The sequence below is a fragment of the Alteromonas gilva genome (assembly GCF_028595265.1).
Classification (GTDB): Bacteria; Pseudomonadota; Gammaproteobacteria; order Enterobacterales; family Alteromonadaceae; genus Alteromonas; species Alteromonas gilva.
This window is the reverse complement of record NZ_JAQQXP010000001.1, coordinates 330,496-346,910: the sequence shown is the minus strand read 5'-3', so window position 1 is coordinate 346,910 and position 16,415 is coordinate 330,496. Positions and strand designations below refer to the sequence as shown.

General features: G+C 49.3%; 15 protein-coding genes. 7 read left to right on the top strand and 8 right to left on the bottom strand.

From position 1 onward, the window contains the following. Positions 1-29 precede the first annotated feature (29 nt). The 7 genes from OIK42_RS01650 to OIK42_RS01620 are packed head-to-tail and all read left to right on the top strand — an operon-like array spanning position 30 to position 6,131. Positions 30-836, top strand: coding sequence for a lysophospholipid acyltransferase family protein (locus OIK42_RS01650; protein WP_273637817.1), 807 nt, complete (start codon positions 30-32; stop codon positions 834-836). 10 nt (positions 837-846) lie between these two features. Continuing rightward, positions 847-1,101 (top strand): acyl carrier protein, encoded by a 255-nt coding sequence (locus OIK42_RS01645; RefSeq protein WP_273637815.1) that lies wholly within the window; start codon positions 847-849, stop codon positions 1,099-1,101. Positions 1,102-1,107: 6 nt separating this feature from the next. Continuing rightward, on the top strand, positions 1,108-1,527 hold the full coding sequence (locus OIK42_RS01640) for an acyl-CoA thioesterase (protein WP_273637813.1): 420 nt from the start codon (positions 1,108-1,110) through the stop codon (positions 1,525-1,527). Continuing rightward, positions 1,520-2,212 (top strand): outer membrane lipoprotein carrier protein LolA, encoded by a 693-nt coding sequence (locus OIK42_RS01635; RefSeq protein ID WP_273637811.1) that lies wholly within the window; start codon positions 1,520-1,522, stop codon positions 2,210-2,212. Before OIK42_RS01640 ends, OIK42_RS01635 begins: the two co-directional genes overlap by 8 nt. Positions 2,213-2,228: 16 nt before the next feature. Next, positions 2,229-4,541, top strand: coding sequence for an MMPL family transporter (locus tag OIK42_RS01630; protein WP_273637810.1), 2,313 nt, complete (start codon positions 2,229-2,231; stop codon positions 4,539-4,541). Continuing rightward, complete coding sequence (fabG, locus tag OIK42_RS01625) at positions 4,531-5,262, top strand: 3-oxoacyl-ACP reductase FabG (protein WP_273637809.1); 732 nt, start codon at positions 4,531-4,533, stop codon at positions 5,260-5,262. The genes OIK42_RS01630 and fabG overlap by 11 nt, the downstream gene beginning before the upstream one ends. Before the next feature lie 56 nt (positions 5,263-5,318). Continuing rightward, positions 5,319-6,131: a translation initiation factor eIF-2B alpha/beta/delta subunit family protein gene (locus OIK42_RS01620; protein WP_273637808.1), complete on the top strand. Its 813-nt coding sequence runs from the start codon at positions 5,319-5,321 to the stop codon at positions 6,129-6,131. Positions 6,132-6,188: 57 nt separating this feature from the next. Here OIK42_RS01620 and OIK42_RS01615 read toward each other — a convergent pair whose 3' ends face one another. From OIK42_RS01615 to OIK42_RS01580, 8 genes are all read right to left on the bottom strand, one after another. After that, on the bottom strand, positions 6,189-7,013 hold the full coding sequence (locus tag OIK42_RS01615; RefSeq protein WP_273637807.1) for an esterase/lipase family protein: 825 nt from the start codon (positions 7,011-7,013) through the stop codon (positions 6,189-6,191). Positions 7,014-7,490: 477 nt separating this feature from the next. Continuing rightward, the gene (gene groL, locus OIK42_RS01610) at positions 7,491-9,143 is read right to left on the bottom strand and encodes a chaperonin GroEL (protein ID WP_273637806.1); all 1,653 of its coding nucleotides are present in this window, start codon (positions 9,141-9,143) and stop codon (positions 7,491-7,493) included. A gap of 35 nt (positions 9,144-9,178) precedes the next feature. Next, a complete protein-coding gene (locus tag OIK42_RS01605) occupies positions 9,179-9,469 on the bottom strand; it encodes a co-chaperone GroES (protein ID WP_273637805.1) in 291 nt (96 codons plus the stop codon). Positions 9,470-9,724: 255 nt separating this feature from the next. Next, positions 9,725-10,888: a pectinesterase family protein gene (locus OIK42_RS01600; protein WP_273637804.1), complete on the bottom strand. Its 1,164-nt coding sequence runs from the start codon at positions 10,886-10,888 to the stop codon at positions 9,725-9,727. Then, positions 10,878-12,302, bottom strand: a complete 1,425-nt coding sequence (locus OIK42_RS01595) for a glycoside hydrolase family 28 protein (RefSeq protein WP_374211857.1) — start codon at positions 12,300-12,302, stop codon at positions 10,878-10,880. The genes OIK42_RS01600 and OIK42_RS01595 overlap by 11 nt, the downstream gene beginning before the upstream one ends. Positions 12,303-12,304: 2 nt before the next feature. Further along, positions 12,305-13,279: an alpha/beta hydrolase gene (locus OIK42_RS01590; protein ID WP_273637803.1), complete on the bottom strand. Its 975-nt coding sequence runs from the start codon at positions 13,277-13,279 to the stop codon at positions 12,305-12,307. Between the two features lie 5 nt (positions 13,280-13,284). After that, positions 13,285-14,946, bottom strand: a complete 1,662-nt coding sequence (locus OIK42_RS01585; RefSeq protein ID WP_273637802.1) for a glycoside hydrolase family 43 protein — start codon at positions 14,944-14,946, stop codon at positions 13,285-13,287. A 2-nt stretch (positions 14,947-14,948) separates the two neighbouring features. After that, positions 14,949-16,139 carry a glycoside hydrolase family 88/105 protein gene (locus OIK42_RS01580; protein WP_273637801.1) on the bottom strand — a complete coding sequence of 397 codons (1,191 nt, stop codon included), beginning with the start codon at positions 16,137-16,139 and terminating at the stop codon, positions 14,949-14,951. Between the last annotated feature and the right edge of the window lie 276 nt (positions 16,140-16,415).

The following is a 16,415-nucleotide window of genomic DNA, read 5'->3' as shown; positions in this document are numbered from 1 at the left end:
CGCCCATGTCATAGCGGCGGACTCTGATTATGCAATTCTCCCGCTTAGGTAAGGTTTGGCAGATTAGTTCCGCGGCGCTTTGCTATGCGCTGTTTGGCCTCGGGGCCCTGATTGTCGGGGTGTTTTTTCGTTTACTGAGTCCGTTGCCTTTTATACCTGCCGCCAAAAGACAACGTATGATTCGCTGGAGTGTTCACAAAGGTTGTTTAACCTTCATCAGAATTATGCGATTTTTTGGCCTTATCAGGTACAAATTTAACGTTGAGTCGATGAAACAAGCCCGTTGTGGACATATAGTGATTGCCAATCACCCCTCACTCATTGACGTGGTGTTATTGCTGGCAGTAAACGAACAGATGTGTTGTTTTGTAAAAAGTAGCGTCTGGGAAAGTGTTTTTACCGGCGCCGTCGTCCGTCAGGCCGGCTATATCCCCAATCATGCAGAGCAAGTGCTGCCTATAGCAGCGGCCAGACTGCAAGCAGGCGAGAACATTTTGATCTTTCCGGAAGGCACTCGCACCAAGGACGATAATATCATCCGCTTTAAACGCGGCGCGGCCAATATGGCGGTCGCGGTCAATGCCGCCATTATGCCGGTCGTTATTGAGTGTCACCCCAGAGCACTCAGGAAAGGCGATAAATGGTACGATATTCCCCCTGGTGGCCCGGCTTTTACATTAACATCTCAAAAGCTGATTACGCTTGAAGATTGTATTGACACAAGCCAGTCCAGACCGAAACAATACAGACAACTCACGCGTCATTTAGAAAATTATTACGAGCGCCAGCTTAGTGCGGCCTCAACTAAAGACGTAAACCCTGACAACAAGATTTAGTGAATTAGCAATGAATGCAGACAAAGAAAATATTCTTCAACAAGTACGCGATACCCTGGTTGAACTGTTCGATCTTGAGCCCTCTGAAATTGTGCCACAAGCCAGACTCTACGATGATCTGGATATTGATAGTATCGATGCAGTAGATTTATTGATCGATCTGAAAAAAACCACCAGTGTGGATCTGACGCCAGCGCAGTTTAAACAGGTACGAACCATTCAGGACGTTGTCGATGTATTGGCTGAACTCTCGGTTAAGGCATAGCAGGCCATGAAAACAGTATGCCTGGATATTGATATACCTTTTTTTGACGTTGATGCGTACCGGGTGGTTTGGCATGGTAACTATCCAAAGTATATGGAAATGTCACGCTGCGCCTTGCTATCAGAGATTGGCTGTCCATATAGCGTGATGGAAGAACATGGTTTCTTTTTTCCCATTGTTGATATTCAGGTTAAATACGTAAAGCCACTTTTATTTGAGCAAAAAGTTGTTATCGAGTCCTGGCTCACAGAGTGGGAAAACCGTTTAAAAATTAGTTATGTCATTAAAGATAAAGCGACCGGGGAGACATATACCAAAGCCAAAACCACGCAGTTTGCGGTGGCGATGCCCGAGCAGATAACCCAGTATGAGTCGCCGCCTTTTCTGGTGGAAACAATCAATTCGTGGTTAGATAAACATGACTAGCGTTTGGCAGTGGGTGATTTTCTGTGTGGCTTTGTGTGCGCTGGCACCTCGCGATGTACAGGCCAGCACGACGCAAACGAAAGAAGCCTCATTGCTGGCAGGTATATTTCCATCAGGCTGCCATTTTTCTGGTCGGTTTTCGCAGCAAAAAAGTATCCCGGGGGTTCCCCACCCACTTACCTCAAGCGGTGATTTTTATTATTCCTGCGACCTGGGTTTAGTCTGGCATACCGAAACGCCCTTTAACGAAGCCATTCTGTACGTAAACAGTAGTAATAACTTTAAAGCCGATGCCGAGGGTACGCTAGCGCCGCTATCCGGCACCACGCGATATATTATGTCGAACATATTTGTACGCTTGCTCAAAGGCGATACCAGCTATTTTGTTGACGAATTTGCCATCACCAGCGCAGAGCAAAACGCGGCGGTTCAATTGCGGCCCGAGAGTGACTACATCCGTAAAGGACTCGATACCATCACCATTAAAAAAGCCGTCAACGAGGTCAGCGGCACGTCACTGGATATTAATGTTATCGATGCCTCCGGCCAACACACCGACGTGACGATAAGTGATGTTACACAGCATAATATCGATGGGAAAAAAGCGGCCTATGAACAATGTGAGGCTCTCTATTTGAAGACCGCAGACTGGTGTCAGGTGCTGCGCTCTCCTTCCCGTTATTAACCGGTCCTTATCACTGATGAAAAACGCACTGTTGCCCTTTACATTTATACTGGCTGTTTTTGTTTGCGCCGTTATTTTTGTAATGAATGCACAGCACTTTCAGATCGATACAAACCTTAATGATTTGAATCCGACAAAAATTAACGAACCCGGTTTAAAAAAGGCCGTTGACAACTTAACACGCGATATTAGTCAGCGCTTTGTGGTGGTCATAAAGAGCGACGATAAAACAGCGCTCTCCAACAGTAAAACCGCACTGCAGGCTAAACTCAATGCGCTGACGGAATTACGTGTTATTGAAGATGACGCCTTACAAAATGCCTATCTTGATGTGTTGTCGGATTATCGGTTTTATGTGCTATCGGCTGATCAGCGCCAGGCACTTACCGCAAACACTCAACAGCAAATCGCCGACAACGCCCTTAGAAAACTCTACCAGATTGGCGATGGGATCAGGCTTATTCCCTTTGAACAGGATCCCCTCGGCTGGTTTTCTGATTATTTGCTGACGAGTATCGCCCCCCCCGACCTAAGGGACCCGTCTGCAAGCACAGAAACAGAGTTCGAAACCGCTTCCTTTTCGGTTATGTTTGATACATTTCCCAACGGCATGTCGGCACAGCAAGTACTTTACGCCAAAATCCAGGCCATTGAGAATCAAATAAGTCAGCAGTATAACGTCACCGTATTACGTTCGGGCATGTTCTTTTTTGCAGTCGACTCTGCCCAGTCGGCCAAAGCCGATATTCAACTGATTGCAGTCGGCTCTGTGGCTGGCGTATTGTTATTAATGATGCTGGTTTTTCGCTCTTTGCTGCCGCTGTTTCTGTCGCTCACTTCTATCGCAATTGGTGTGGGTTTCGGCGTGATTACCAGCACGCTGGTGTTTGGCTCAATTCACGTGCTGACTATCGTCTTTGGCGCCAGCCTTATCGGGATCGTTGTCGATTACTCATTGCATTATTTTTACCATCACCTGGCGCACCGAGCTGTCTCAGGGCCTGGTCACGCTGACGTGTTGTTTCGGGCAATGCTGCTGAGCATGATCACGTCATTAGTCGGCTACGGAGCATTGAGTTTATCGGATCTGGTAATATTAAAGAAAATTGCGTTGTTTTCATGCTCCGGGCTTGCGATGGCGTGGCTTAGCGTAATGCTATTGGGCCCACTGGTTATACGCCGCCCTATCGAAGCGCGGCAATCTCTGTTAAAACGCATCATTTATGTATGTCAGCGGGTTACCGCACAGCGGCCTCGCTTATTGGGCGTTGGTGGCCTGATTGTCAGCGCGGTCTGCGCTGGCTATATCTATGCGGGAAACCCTCAGACCAACGACGATCCCAGGCGTTTTTTTCACGTGTCCGGGGCACTGCTGAGTCAGGAGCAGGAAATTGCAGATTTAACGCAAATTTATGAGCCTGGCCGTTATTTACTTATTCGGGGTGACAACCCTGAGGCGATATTCAGTGCGTTGGATACCATAAAGACCGCAGTAGATGTCGAATCTCATGCCATTACCAGCGTGGCCGACTACTTCCAGTCACCTCAGCAACAATTAAACAATTACGCTCTGCAAGCAAAGCTGTATGAAGATGGTGGTGCGCTGGATAGCTTCTCAGCAACCATTGGCCTCGCCCCGGATGTGATCAAGCAAATAAAACGTGACTATCAATTCGCTGCTGGAAATACTTTGCGCTTCAATGAATTACTTGAGCACTTGCCGTCGTTACCGCCATTGTGGTTTGAGCATGAGAACAGCATATACAGCTTTGCGTTGATCAGGAAAGGCGCCGATCTTCCAGCTATCGAAGCAGCCAGCAAGACTATCGATAACGTGCAGTATGTAAATACACTGGCCAATGCCAGCAAGGCGCTAAAAGCACAGCGTGAAACCGGTACAAAGTTACTGTTTTTAGCTTACGCGCTTATTGCCCTCTTAATCGCAGTCTACTATCGCAAATTATCAGCGGTTATGCTGTTGCTCATACCCGCCTCGGCCAGCCTTATTGCTGTTGCGATAGTGAGCGCGATGGGTCAATCGCTCAATGTCTTTCACATTATGGCGCTGTTTTTGGTGCTCGGCCTGGGCATGGATTACATTATTTTTGCCAAAGAGATGGCCGGTCAACAAGCGACGACTCATCAGGCAATTTTGCTTTCAGCGGTGACCAGTTTATTGTCGTTTGGACTACTCGCTTTCAGCTCCATGCCAATTGTTCAGGCATTCGGTAGCATTGTACTCATTGGTAACACAATTAACTTTATAGCAGCGATCAGCCTGTTTAATAACGTTCAGAATCAATACGAGAAAGGATATTATGGCGGATAAAAAGAGAGTTCTGGTAACTGGAGCCAGCAGTGGTATAGGTAAAGCTACTGCTTATAAACTGGCACAACAAGGGTACGCGATTGCAGTGCATTATCGCAGTGGTAAAGACTCAGCCGAGCAGGTAGCCAGTGATATTATCCAGGGCGGTGGTACAGCCGTAACGATACAATTTGATATTGCCGACCGGGACGGTACTAAGGCCGCCATCGAAAACGATATTGAACAAAACGGTGCTTACTATGGTGTAGTATGTAACGCTGGGGTGACCAGAGATACCGCGTTTCCGGCGATGACCGGCGAAGAATGGGATAGTGTCGTGCATACCAACCTCGACGGCTTCTATAACGTTCTGCAGCCAACCATTATGCCGATGATTCGTTTACGCCAGGGTGGCCGAATTGTTACGTTATCTTCTGTATCCGGATTAATGGGCAACCGGGGGCAAACCAACTACAGTGCCTCTAAAGCGGGTATCGTTGGGGCCACCAAGGCGCTAGCCATTGAGCTGGGCAAACGTAAAATAACGGTCAATTGTGTTGCCCCAGGTGTAATCGAAACAGGCATGATCGAAGGCGCAGTAGCTGACGAAGCCAAAAAAATGATCCCCCTCGGGACCTTTGGCCATGTAGACGATGTGGCAAATACCATCGGCTTTTTAATATCTGATCAAGCAAAATATATCACCCGACAAGTGATCAGTGTCAATGGTGGTATGTACTAGGCGAGGGTGTCCCCCGCCATTTAACTATCGAGCTTTCTCAAGAAAAGGAGTTTCCAATGAGACGAATGAGTGCGGCCATTATGGCGGTGTTACTTTCTTTCAGCGCCATGGGCGCATTTACGGACGAGCAGCAACAATTAGCTGATCAGTTACTATCCGGTGACTTAGGTCAGCTAAAGTCAGCCTCTCAGCGTATTTTTAAAGAAGGTATTAAGCACCCCGAATTGTCAGATATTGCCGCAGAAATTTTGCTGGTGAAATACCCTGACGCTTATTCCAGTGAGGTCGATTCCCTGGCGTGGCTGGCACGGGCCATCGGATCAACAGAAAACGGCCGCTACCATGGGGTACTTTCTGAGGTGGTTAATAGCACTAAAATCGACAAACTGGCGCGCCACGCTGAAAAAGCACTGGATAACCTGCCAGGCGCAGAAGGGGAACAATACATCGCAGGGATGTACACGCTACCAAAAGGCGTTTTCGAAAAGGAAACGACATCAGAACTGGTGGCTCGCCTCAAAAAGCTTATGCTGAGAGGCGATCTCGCCTCTTTGAAACGCGCAGCCAAAGAAATTGTTAGCACCAAAACCGTCGATCAGACACTCACCGACATTGTCGCTGAGGCTTTATTGCTTAATTACCCTGCAGCAACCAAAGCGCAAATAGATACGCTGGCATGGCTGACAAACGCCATTGGCAGCACCGGTTTAGCCCGCTATAAGCAAGTATTGCAACAGGTCGAAGATAACAGCGATTTCAGAAAACTTCGCAAATATGCTGAAAAAAACAAAGCAAAGCTGGCTGACGAAGAGGTTGAGCAGTATCAACAGGGTATGTTGAAACTGCCGTTGCCAGCGTACACCTACTAAAAATGTCCTGTACGGCCAGATAAAACTCGCTTTTTTTTGGCCGTAATCACCTGGATTTTATTGCCCTTCGAATACCGTCTGCTGTCGCCGCGGATAGCGTTCTAACACCTCCTCGCCCGGCTCCCAAAACGGCAGCTGGCCGCTAATCACGGCGCTGCGATAATATTGTACTGGCCACATATGCGCTGTGCCCTGATATGTTTTGTCTAAACCTCTTAGCGCGCTGACATCAAACGTATGGGTGTGCTCTACCGGCACATTGCTGCCGGGGACGTTGTCGTTGATGTCAATGTAGGCGTCACTGATGTCTGCGCAAGAACCAAAGTTTTGTGTACCATAATGCCACTGAAAGCCACTGTATGGCCCTAAGGGGTCAAGATATGTGGTATGCACTAACACCTCAGGGTTGATTTCTTTTAACATTTCACAATAACCATACGCCATAAATGAGCCGGCGCTGTGTGCGATCACATGAACCTTCTTTAATTGCTTATTTTCCAGCAGTACTTCGGCCAGTTGATGGCCTATCCTGCGGGCATTATTAGCGCTTCGGAACAGGTTGGTTGAGTACTCATACCAGTCTACTGTAACTACCTGTTGGGTATCGGTTAACACTGATTTTTCAAGTTCCTTTGCAAAGGCGGTTGGCCAGGTGTCGGGGCTGTCATCTTTACCATGAATTAAGATAATCAATTCTTCTTTATTCCCGGCGACTACCGGCGCATCGATGTCGAAAGTAAGTGGCCAGGGAAAATAGGAAAATGCTAATAAACCCAGCGTAACAACCACAAACGGAATAGCCGGCCATACGAACAAGATAATCAGCCATGATTGGACTGTTCGCTTACAAACAACGTTATTTAAGAATTTCCATTGTGCCATTCGACAGATTCCACTGGGCTATTAACCGAAAGCCTTGAGTATATAACTCTGCTCATACGCCTGAAATAGTAAGTTAGTTAGGGAGTGTTAAATAAACTATCACGAAACATTTGGCGGCCTTGCAAAGGGTAAGGTAAACGCCCGACACAAATTAACTCAAATAGTCGCAGCGCGTGAACCCAGGCCTGTCTTTTGACTTGCCCCTCTTATTGTCTGGATTAGCCGAAGATATAGCTCGGATACTAAACACAGTATACTCTTACAATATCAATTTAATGGGCTCTTCCTCAAGGCTGGGCGACGCCACACTTTTGAGCAGCCAATACCGAACAGTCGCTGAGAGCCATGCGATGCTTATTTGTCAGATGTGAAGAGTGGGCGAGGTTATTGAAAAGCGGCAAATAAATACTCTCACCAAAACAAAAAAGGCGCTCCGAAGAGCGCCTTTTGGGTTTAAGCGTTAAGCTTATGGGTGCACTACATCATGCCGCCCATGCCGCCCATTCCGCCCATGCCGCCCATGCCACCCATATCAGGGGCACCGCCTTCGTCTTTAGGCAGTTCAGCAACCATGGCTTCGGTAGTGATCATCAGTGACGCGATAGATGATGCAAACTGCAGCGCAGAGCGGGTTACTTTAGTTGGGTCAAGGATACCCATCTCCAGCATGTCGCCGTAAGTGTCGTTGCCAGCGTTGTAACCGTAGTTACCGCTACCGCCTTTAACAGCATTAACAACAACAGACGCTTCTGCACCGGCGTTAGACGCGATTTGACGCAGTGGAGACTCCATTGCGCGTAACGCTAACTTGATACCGTGAGTCTGATCTTCGTTGTCACCAGTCATTTCTTCAAGTTTAGCTGCAGCGCGAACCAGTGCCACACCACCACCAGGGACTACGCCTTCTTCAACCGCAGCACGAGTTGCGTGCAGGGCATCTTCTACGCGGTCTTTCTTCTCTTTCATTTCAACTTCGGTGGCTGCACCGACTTTGATGACTGCTACACCGCCAGACAGTTTCGCCAAGCGCTCTTGCAGTTTTTCTTTGTCGTAGTCTGAAGTTGAGTCAGCAACCTGCGCACGGATTTGCTCGCAACGTGCTTCGATAGCGCCTTCTTCACCCGCACCGTCTACCACGGTAGTGTTGTCTTTATTGATAACAACACGCTTCGCTGTACCTAAGTCTTCCAGCTGTACTTTTTCCAGCTCCAGACCAATCTCTTCAGAGATAACGGTACCGCCAGTCAGGATAGCGATATCCTGCAGCATCGCTTTACGACGGTCACCAAAACCAGGAGCTTTAACCGCAGCAACTTTAACGATACCGCGCATGTTGTTAACAACCAGAGTCGCCAGCGCTTCGCCTTCTACGTCTTCAGCGATGATCAGCAGTGGCTTGCTGTCTTTAGCAACCGCTTCAAGGGTTGGCAGCAATTCACGGATGTTAGAGATTTTCTTGTCAACTAACAGGATGTAAGGGTTATCCAGTTCAACGGCACCGCTTTCCTGGTTGTTGATGAAGTAAGGAGACAGGTAACCGCGGTCAAACTGCATACCTTCAACCACGTCCAGCTCGTTTTGCAGGGCCTGGCCTTCTTCTACTGTGATAACACCTTCTTTACCCACTTTTTCCATTGCTTGTGCAATGATGTCGCCCACTTCGGCGTCAGAGTTAGCAGAGATAGTACCTACCTGAGCAATAGCTTTGCTGTCGGCACACTCAGTAGACAGTTTTTTCAGTTCTTCAACTGCAGCGATAACGGCTTTGTCGATACCGCGCTTAAGATCCATCGGGTTCATACCGGCGGCAACTGATTTTAAACCTTCAGTTACAATAGACTGGGCCAGTACGGTTGCTGTAGTAGTACCGTCACCCGCTTCGTCGTTCGCTTTAGACGCCACTTCTTTTACCATCTGGGCGCCCATGTTCTCGAACTTGTCTTCCAGCTCGATTTCTTTGGCTACTGATACACCATCCTTAGTGATGGTAGGAGCGCCAAAAGACTTATCTAATACTACGTTACGGCCTTTAGGACCCAAAGTTACTTTAACTGCGTTGGCCAGAACGTTAACGCCTCTCAGCATTTTTGTGCGGGCGTCATCACCAAAACGTACTTCTTTAGCTGCCATGATTAAATTTCCTCTCTATTCGGTTAAACGGGTTGTTATTCTACGATTGCCAGAATGTCGCTTTCGCTCATGATCAGTACTTCCTGATCGTCCAGCTTCTCGGTTTTAACGCCGTAACCGTCGTTGAAAATAACGGTGTCACCGACTTTTACGTCTAATGCTTTAATTTCGCCATTCTCCAGAATGCGACCGTTGCCCACAGCGATAACTTCACCGCGAGTCGATTTTTCTGCCGCAGAACCGGTCAATACGATACCGCCAGCAGATTTGCTTTCTTGCTCTGCGCGCTTGACGATAACGCGATCGTGTAAAGGACGAATTGCCATTTTCAAATCTCCTGAATAAATCAACTATTCAATTTTAGTGTTAAGTGAATGCACAAGTATTTATGCACTCTTTACCTAGTGTGGCCCGAAGTGAGCCGTAAAATCGTTACTGCGTGGATAAATGGGGGAGTCGCCAATCAAACTCAAGGGGTTTGTTAAAAAAAAAATGAAATTTTTTTCATTAGTACGGGTAAGGGTACCAGGGGCGAATAAGGTTCAGCACCCCGCATTGCGCGAAGTGCTCAATCAGGCCGCTTAGTTTTGCATTGTTTTATGCACGGGACGCGGTAGCAACTGAGGCTGCCAGCCCTCTAAAACACGCTCAGCCGAGTAATTCGCCACCTCCTGCGCCCTGAGTTGCGGGCGCTGGGTGTTAACAACAGCGCCGGGCCCATAGCTGCCCCACTCACTAAATCGTGCATCGTCGAGAGGGTCAAAACGTTTGCGCGAGCCGTCTTTTGCTGTGCCACTCATGGAGCCCCAGCCCACATCGGCAATGTGAGCATCCATAAATGTATTAATGAAGGTCGCCTTGCCTACCGCATAGGGGTTGGCATAGCGTCCGTCGTCAAAGGTGGTTGTGGGGTGCCACGGACGACCAAGAGGCACGGAATTATCAGGCACCCCGGGCTCCCGTAGCATACGACTGTTAACAAAGGTAAAACCGTAGGCGTTATCCAGCAGCGTACTGGGCGCCGTCAGGTAACCGGTAAATGTCATTGGCTGCGCACGTGGGCGCGAGATCACGTCAACGTACTCAAACAGCGCGTTACCATCACCAAATATAAAGTCCACATGGCCGCGTATTTCGCTGTCGGTAACATAAGTTCGCCCACCCTGCACGTACAACGTATCCTGATAGCCAAGCAAGGCCACCCGCTGCAATAAAGTACGATCGGCCTGCTCCGCTATTTTAAGTGCCACAGCCTGAGTGCCTTTTACTTTATCGGGGTGACCCTTAGGCAGGCGGTCAACACCTGGGTAGTCAAAGGTATTTTCGATAGTGAGGTCAAACAGGCTGACATCCGTTGCCAATACCTCAACAACGGCGGTGCGAAAGGTACCCCAGGTTTCTTCGTTGTACGCTGACACAGGCTGCCCGGCGTAGCGGTCAAAGGTAATGCGGGTGTTGTTCTTACCCGCACCAATTAACCGAATGCCCGGCTTATCGATCAGCACGCGTTCATGATAGCGGCCTTCGCCAATTACAATGGTCCAGTTTTTTGCCTCAGCCGGCGCAGCATTAATGGCGGCCTGAATAGTCGAATAGGTAACAATACCCACCTCAGCATTAGGCTCCAATACATTACTCACCCGCGCATTCACCACAAAGGGTTGTTTACTGGTAGTTGCGACACATCCCGACAACACCAACCCCATTAGCGCGACAACGAGCGCTGCTGGCCAGTTAAATCTCATAGGCTTTACCATTTATCTGAATATTGTGTTGTTCAATATCGGCCACGTTTTCAATAACGGATTCCTCCGCGACATTCTCGAAGGTCAGATTTTTAAGCGTCACACCCGTGATGGGGGTATGCGGATAGCCGCGCATCATAAAGGCTCGCCGGGCTTTTACCACATGGAGGTTTTCTATGGTGATGGCTTCCAGCTTAGGCATAAACTGGCCCACATCGCCTTCTTCGTAGTAAAAGTTAATCACAATAGCGTCTTTGACTTTGCCAATGCGCAGGTAACGGTAATTAAGGTTTTGTAGATGACCACCGCGAATGGAATTGGTTTTTATACGAATACCGCGGTCCAGATCAGGACTGCTCATTTCACAGTGCTGGGCATACAGGTTTTTCACACCGCCTGAAATTTCGCTGCCGATTACCACACCACCGTGGCCTGCTTTCATCTGACAGTTATTAATCAGAATATTCTGACAGGGCGCTGCTACCCGGCGGCCATCGGCATTGCGTCCTGACTTAATTGCAATACAGTCATCGCCGGTATCAAACACGCAGTTTTCAATCAGCACGTCGGTACAGCTTTCCGGATCGCAGCCATCCGAGTTTGGACCATGACTGTCGCAGTGGATATCGCGAACGGTGACGTTTTCAGACAGCACCGGGTTAACCAGCCAGAACGGCGAGTTTTTAATGGTGACGCCCTCAATTAATACGTTTTTACACCGATAGGGCTGAATAAAAGGCGGGCGCAGGTAGTTATCATCAAACACCCGGTCAGCCACAGGCACTTGGTCTTCGGCCATCTGGCGCAGCACATCACGGGTAAACTTTTGGTTTTCGACCGGATCATCCCCCCAGCTAGCCTCTTTCCACTTGCCTTTCCAGGGCCACCATTGGGTGGGGCTGCCACCGCCTTCCAGGGTGCCTTTTCCGGTAATGGCCACGTTCGTTTGCTCAAAGGCATAAATGAGCGGCGAATAGCCCATTAGCTCAGTGCCTTCCCAACGGGTGTATACGTAAGGCTTGTACAGCTCTGGATCGGCAATAAAATGCAATACTGCGCCCTCGCTGATATGCAAATTAATGTTCGACAGCAAATGCACCGGCCCGGTATAAAATTCTCCGGCCGGGATAATCACTTTCCCGCCACCAGCTACCGCTAACTGCGTTATCGCCTGCTCAATGTAGTCACCTACATTAACGCCCTTGCCGGGCCTGGCCCCCAGATCGGTAATGCTGATACTGCGGTCAGGAAACGTCGGCGGCGAAATGCGCTGACGAATAGCACTGGCTTCATCGTTCCAGGCAAAGTCGTTGCCAGGCTTCACGGCACTTGAACATCCACTTAGCGTTGCCGCTCCGATAGCGGCTGATCCGCTGCCCATAAATTTTAATAGTGATCGGCGGTTTAAAGACAATGTCACTGCATATCTCCTTGCTTTCGAACGCGCTGTAAAAAGGTATCAATCCATTGGGCTGTCTGGCTTAAATAAGGTTCAAACAGCCAAAAAGTATGGAGCGTTTCATCCAGCTCGATGTATTGATGAGGAATATTGTGCTGGTCGAGCGTTGCCTGCACGGCTTGTCGACCTGCGGTAAAACGTAATTGCCCGCTACTGATGATCAGCGTCGGTGGTGAGTGCTCACCTACATATGATGCAGGCGATGCCTCGCGCCAGATAGCCGGGATCTGTTCATAGGTACCGCCCAGCCATAAGGCTGCTGCCGACTTAGCTTGCTTTTTGTTCTCAAACTTAAGCGCCAGCGGCGTGGTAAAATCCAGCACGCCGTCTAAATCAATAATGGCATTAACGCCAGAATGGGGTGCCTGACTGCTGTGATAACCGGCAAAGTCACCGGCAAACCCTGCCAGCGCGGCCATATGACCGCCTGAAGAGCCGCCACCAATGGCAATGCGGTCAGGATCTATTTGCAAACGTTCGCTGTTGGCTTTCAGCCAGCTAATAGCATCATTAATGTCGATTAAGCCAGCCGGGTAAGGGGCTTGGGTAGATAGCCGGTATTCCACCGCCACCACCGTGTATCCGCGCTGCGCGAGCAGGTTTGCCAGCGGATAAAAATGTGACTTGTTACCTGAACGCCAGCCACCGCCATGCACCAGCACAATGGCCTGATTGTTTTTATGCGCCTGTGTGGCGTGGAATATATCCAAATGTAAGTCGCGGCCCCCCGCTACCTGTTTGTAGGGGCGTTCAAACGCTATTTGCTGGCCTGCCTCAAACGACAGTGCTGGCCAGCGAATCTCGGGATGCTTTTTGTGGTTGCGGGCAAAACGTTCGCCGGGAGAGTAGCTGTCATCCACCACTATCTCTGCTGCTCGGCCCGACAGGCTCAATAAACCACTCGCCAGTAACGCTAAAAAAGTCCGTTTCATAAACACTAGTGGCGCTCCCTGTGCATGGGTAACACACGAAAATAATCGTAGTGGGCTGCGGCCTTTTGGCTGCCCACGGCAAATAAACCGGTTTTTGCCCCCACCCAACGGCCCCGACGGGCAATAAACTGCTCACCGACCACCGTAAAGGGCTCATCGGCACGGTAACGATAGGCAAAGACTGCGGTTGAATCCGAAGCCAGAATGTAACGTAACTCAATGCTTTCTGCGGCCAATTTGCCGTAATCATGCACGCTTTCGTCGCATCCGGTGCGTGCGTTCTTACATTGTACATAAACAAGATGAGGGGCACCGTCGATGCTTTTCACCCCAACCCAGGCGTAGTCTTCGCCAAATAGCAGTAAACCACTTTCCAGCTCTGCTGCTTGCGTTGGAACCTGCAATTTCGCTCTTACCTGAAAGGTTTGCGCGGGTAACTTTTGCAACAGTAAATTAGGGGTCATCCACAGGTTATCACCGGTGGCGGTGACTTTTTTTGCTGCTTGCAGGGTTAGCCTGCCGTCGTTCAGCGCATACCAACCGGGTTGCGGATTAGCGTTCCACTGCCACTGAATACTCAGTGCATGAGTGTTAAATTCATCGCTGGCAGGCTGAGGCTTTATTGTTCCTGGCTGCGCGGTTAAAGGCTTAGCATATTCGTAAACCGGTTCACCGCGGCCATCGTTGTCATTGTCACGGCCAATCACCGGCCAGTCATTTTGCCAGCTAACAGGCTGTAAATGGGTAATCCGCCCATAGGCTTTGCGCGACTGAAAATGTATAAACCAGTCTTCACCCTGGGGCGTGTGGATCCACGAGCCCTGGTGCGGGCCGTTAACCAGCGTATTGCCTTGCGCTATTACCGTACGATGTTCGTAAGGCCCGGTAATATCAGTCGCGCGGAACACGGCCTGCCAGCCGGTTTCTACGCCACCGGCAGGCGCAAATATGTAGTAATAGCCGTTGCGTTTGTAAAACTTGGGGCCTTCCAATGTGCGATACCCGGGCAACTGATGACCATCAACAATGTGGGTGTACTCGTTGCTCACCCACGAGGCATCGGGTGCCATGTCGCGCAAGCTAAGTACGTTATTAAAGCCGGCGCGGCTTTTTGCCCAGGCGTGTAGCAGGTATGCTTTGCCGTTGTCATCCCATAATGGGGTGGGGTCGATAATGCCTTTGCCGGGTAAAATAAGCGTCGGCTCACTCCAGATCCCGGCCGGATCATCGCTGGTGACCACGTAAATGCCAAAATCCGGATCAGGGTAAAATATCCAGAATTTGCCGTCATGATAACGAAAGTTCGGTGCCCATACGCCGTTGCCATGCTGAGGTTGGTTATAGTGGGCAAGTGGTACCTGCCGCGGCAGGGCGTAGTTGATGAGTGTCCAGTTAACCAGGTCGGTAGAATGCAGTATGGGTAAACCCGGTGCTGCATTAAAACTCGACGCGGTCATATAGTAGTTATCACCAACCGCAACGACATCAGGGTCTGAATAATCAATGTGCAGGATTGGGTTGCGATACGTACCATCTCCCAGATCACTAATGTGAAGGCGCTTCCCGGCAATGACTGCGCTGCTGGCGCTGGTCTGCTCGCTAGTGCCCAGGCAGCCGCTTAACAACAACAGCTGCATGGGCAGCAACACAAGAAGCCTGCCGCGCATTGTTATTTATCCAATTCCAATGCGGCTAAAATAAACGGGCCAACCCCTTTGGCATCATTGGGACGAATCGGCTCGCCCATGTAATACTCAAAGCTGCCATCGCGGTAAGGGTTTCCGCCAAGCCCGGCCACCGCACACACCTGGTTTAAATTGACGACATTGGTATCTGCTTCAACTGAGACCATTTGGTCGAGCAGTCCGGCAAAGCCTTTTTCGGCATGGGCGCGGTATTTCTCGGGCAACACCCCTATATTCACGCCGCGTGCCATAGCGTAGGTCAGCATGGCCGTTCCCGATGCCTCAAGATAGTTACCTTCGCGATCACCTAAGTCCGTGACCTGATACCAGGCGCCGGTACTGTGCTGATATTTGACGACCTGCGCCATGAATTTTTCAAAACGGGCAGCTAACCAGGCACGTTTAGACAATTGCGCTGGCAGAACATCGAGTACATCGACCATGGCCATGGCATACCAACCCAGCGCTCGTGACCAATGGTGCGGCGACAAGCCGGTTTCGTTGTCGGCCCATTTTTGCTCCCGAGACTCGTCCCAGCCATGGCGGGGTAATCCTGTTTCAGGATCGTAGAGGTGCTTTTCGATTTGCTCGAATTGTAAAAACACATCATCGAGCTGCTCAGGTTTTCTGTCACGCACTATGTATTCAGCGTAAAACGGTGCGCCCATGTACAAACCATCGAGCCACATTTGATAGGGATAACGTTTTTTGTGCCAGAAGCCGCCTTCGCTGGTTCGCGGGTGCTCGTTTAACTGCGCTCTGAGCTTATCGGCGGCAAGCATGTACTTTTGGTCACCGGTTTGGTCATACAAAAAGAACAGCACTTTACCGGCATTGATCATATCAATATTGTATTTTTCGGTTTCGTAAGTGGCTATGTTGCCCTGTTCGTCTATCAGGGTGTCGTAGTAGCCCTTAAGATAATCAAAATAGCGTTGATCGCCGGTCTTTTCATACACGCGGGCAAAACCTAACAGGTTTAAACCGTGTACATAATCCCAGGTAGGTTGCTCGTCCCAGTCCATCATCCACGCTTCGGGGAAACGCACCATTTCTGACTCAACCATACGCTCATACCATGGCTTCGTATTATCCAGCGTATCGGCCTGCGTGCTTACGATTGACGACACCGCCAGTGCGCCAACCAGCAGTATCCTGCTTACTCTATTCAACATTTTTCGCCCCTATTTAAAAAAATGTAAACAACTTATGCTACCGGTAGCATTTTATGTCTTTTGGTCATGTTGTCAACATGTGAATGATATCGTAAATAACGGTGTTTATGTAATACAAAAGGCAATTAAAAGCCCATGAATACCCATAAAACGTTTGGAATATTACCCTTTTATAGCTTATTTTTACTGAATTACGATAAAAAGTAATAACATTAAACTGGTATTTTTCACAAAAAATTAAATTTTAAGTAAAAGACGGGTTGCCACCGGTAGCAT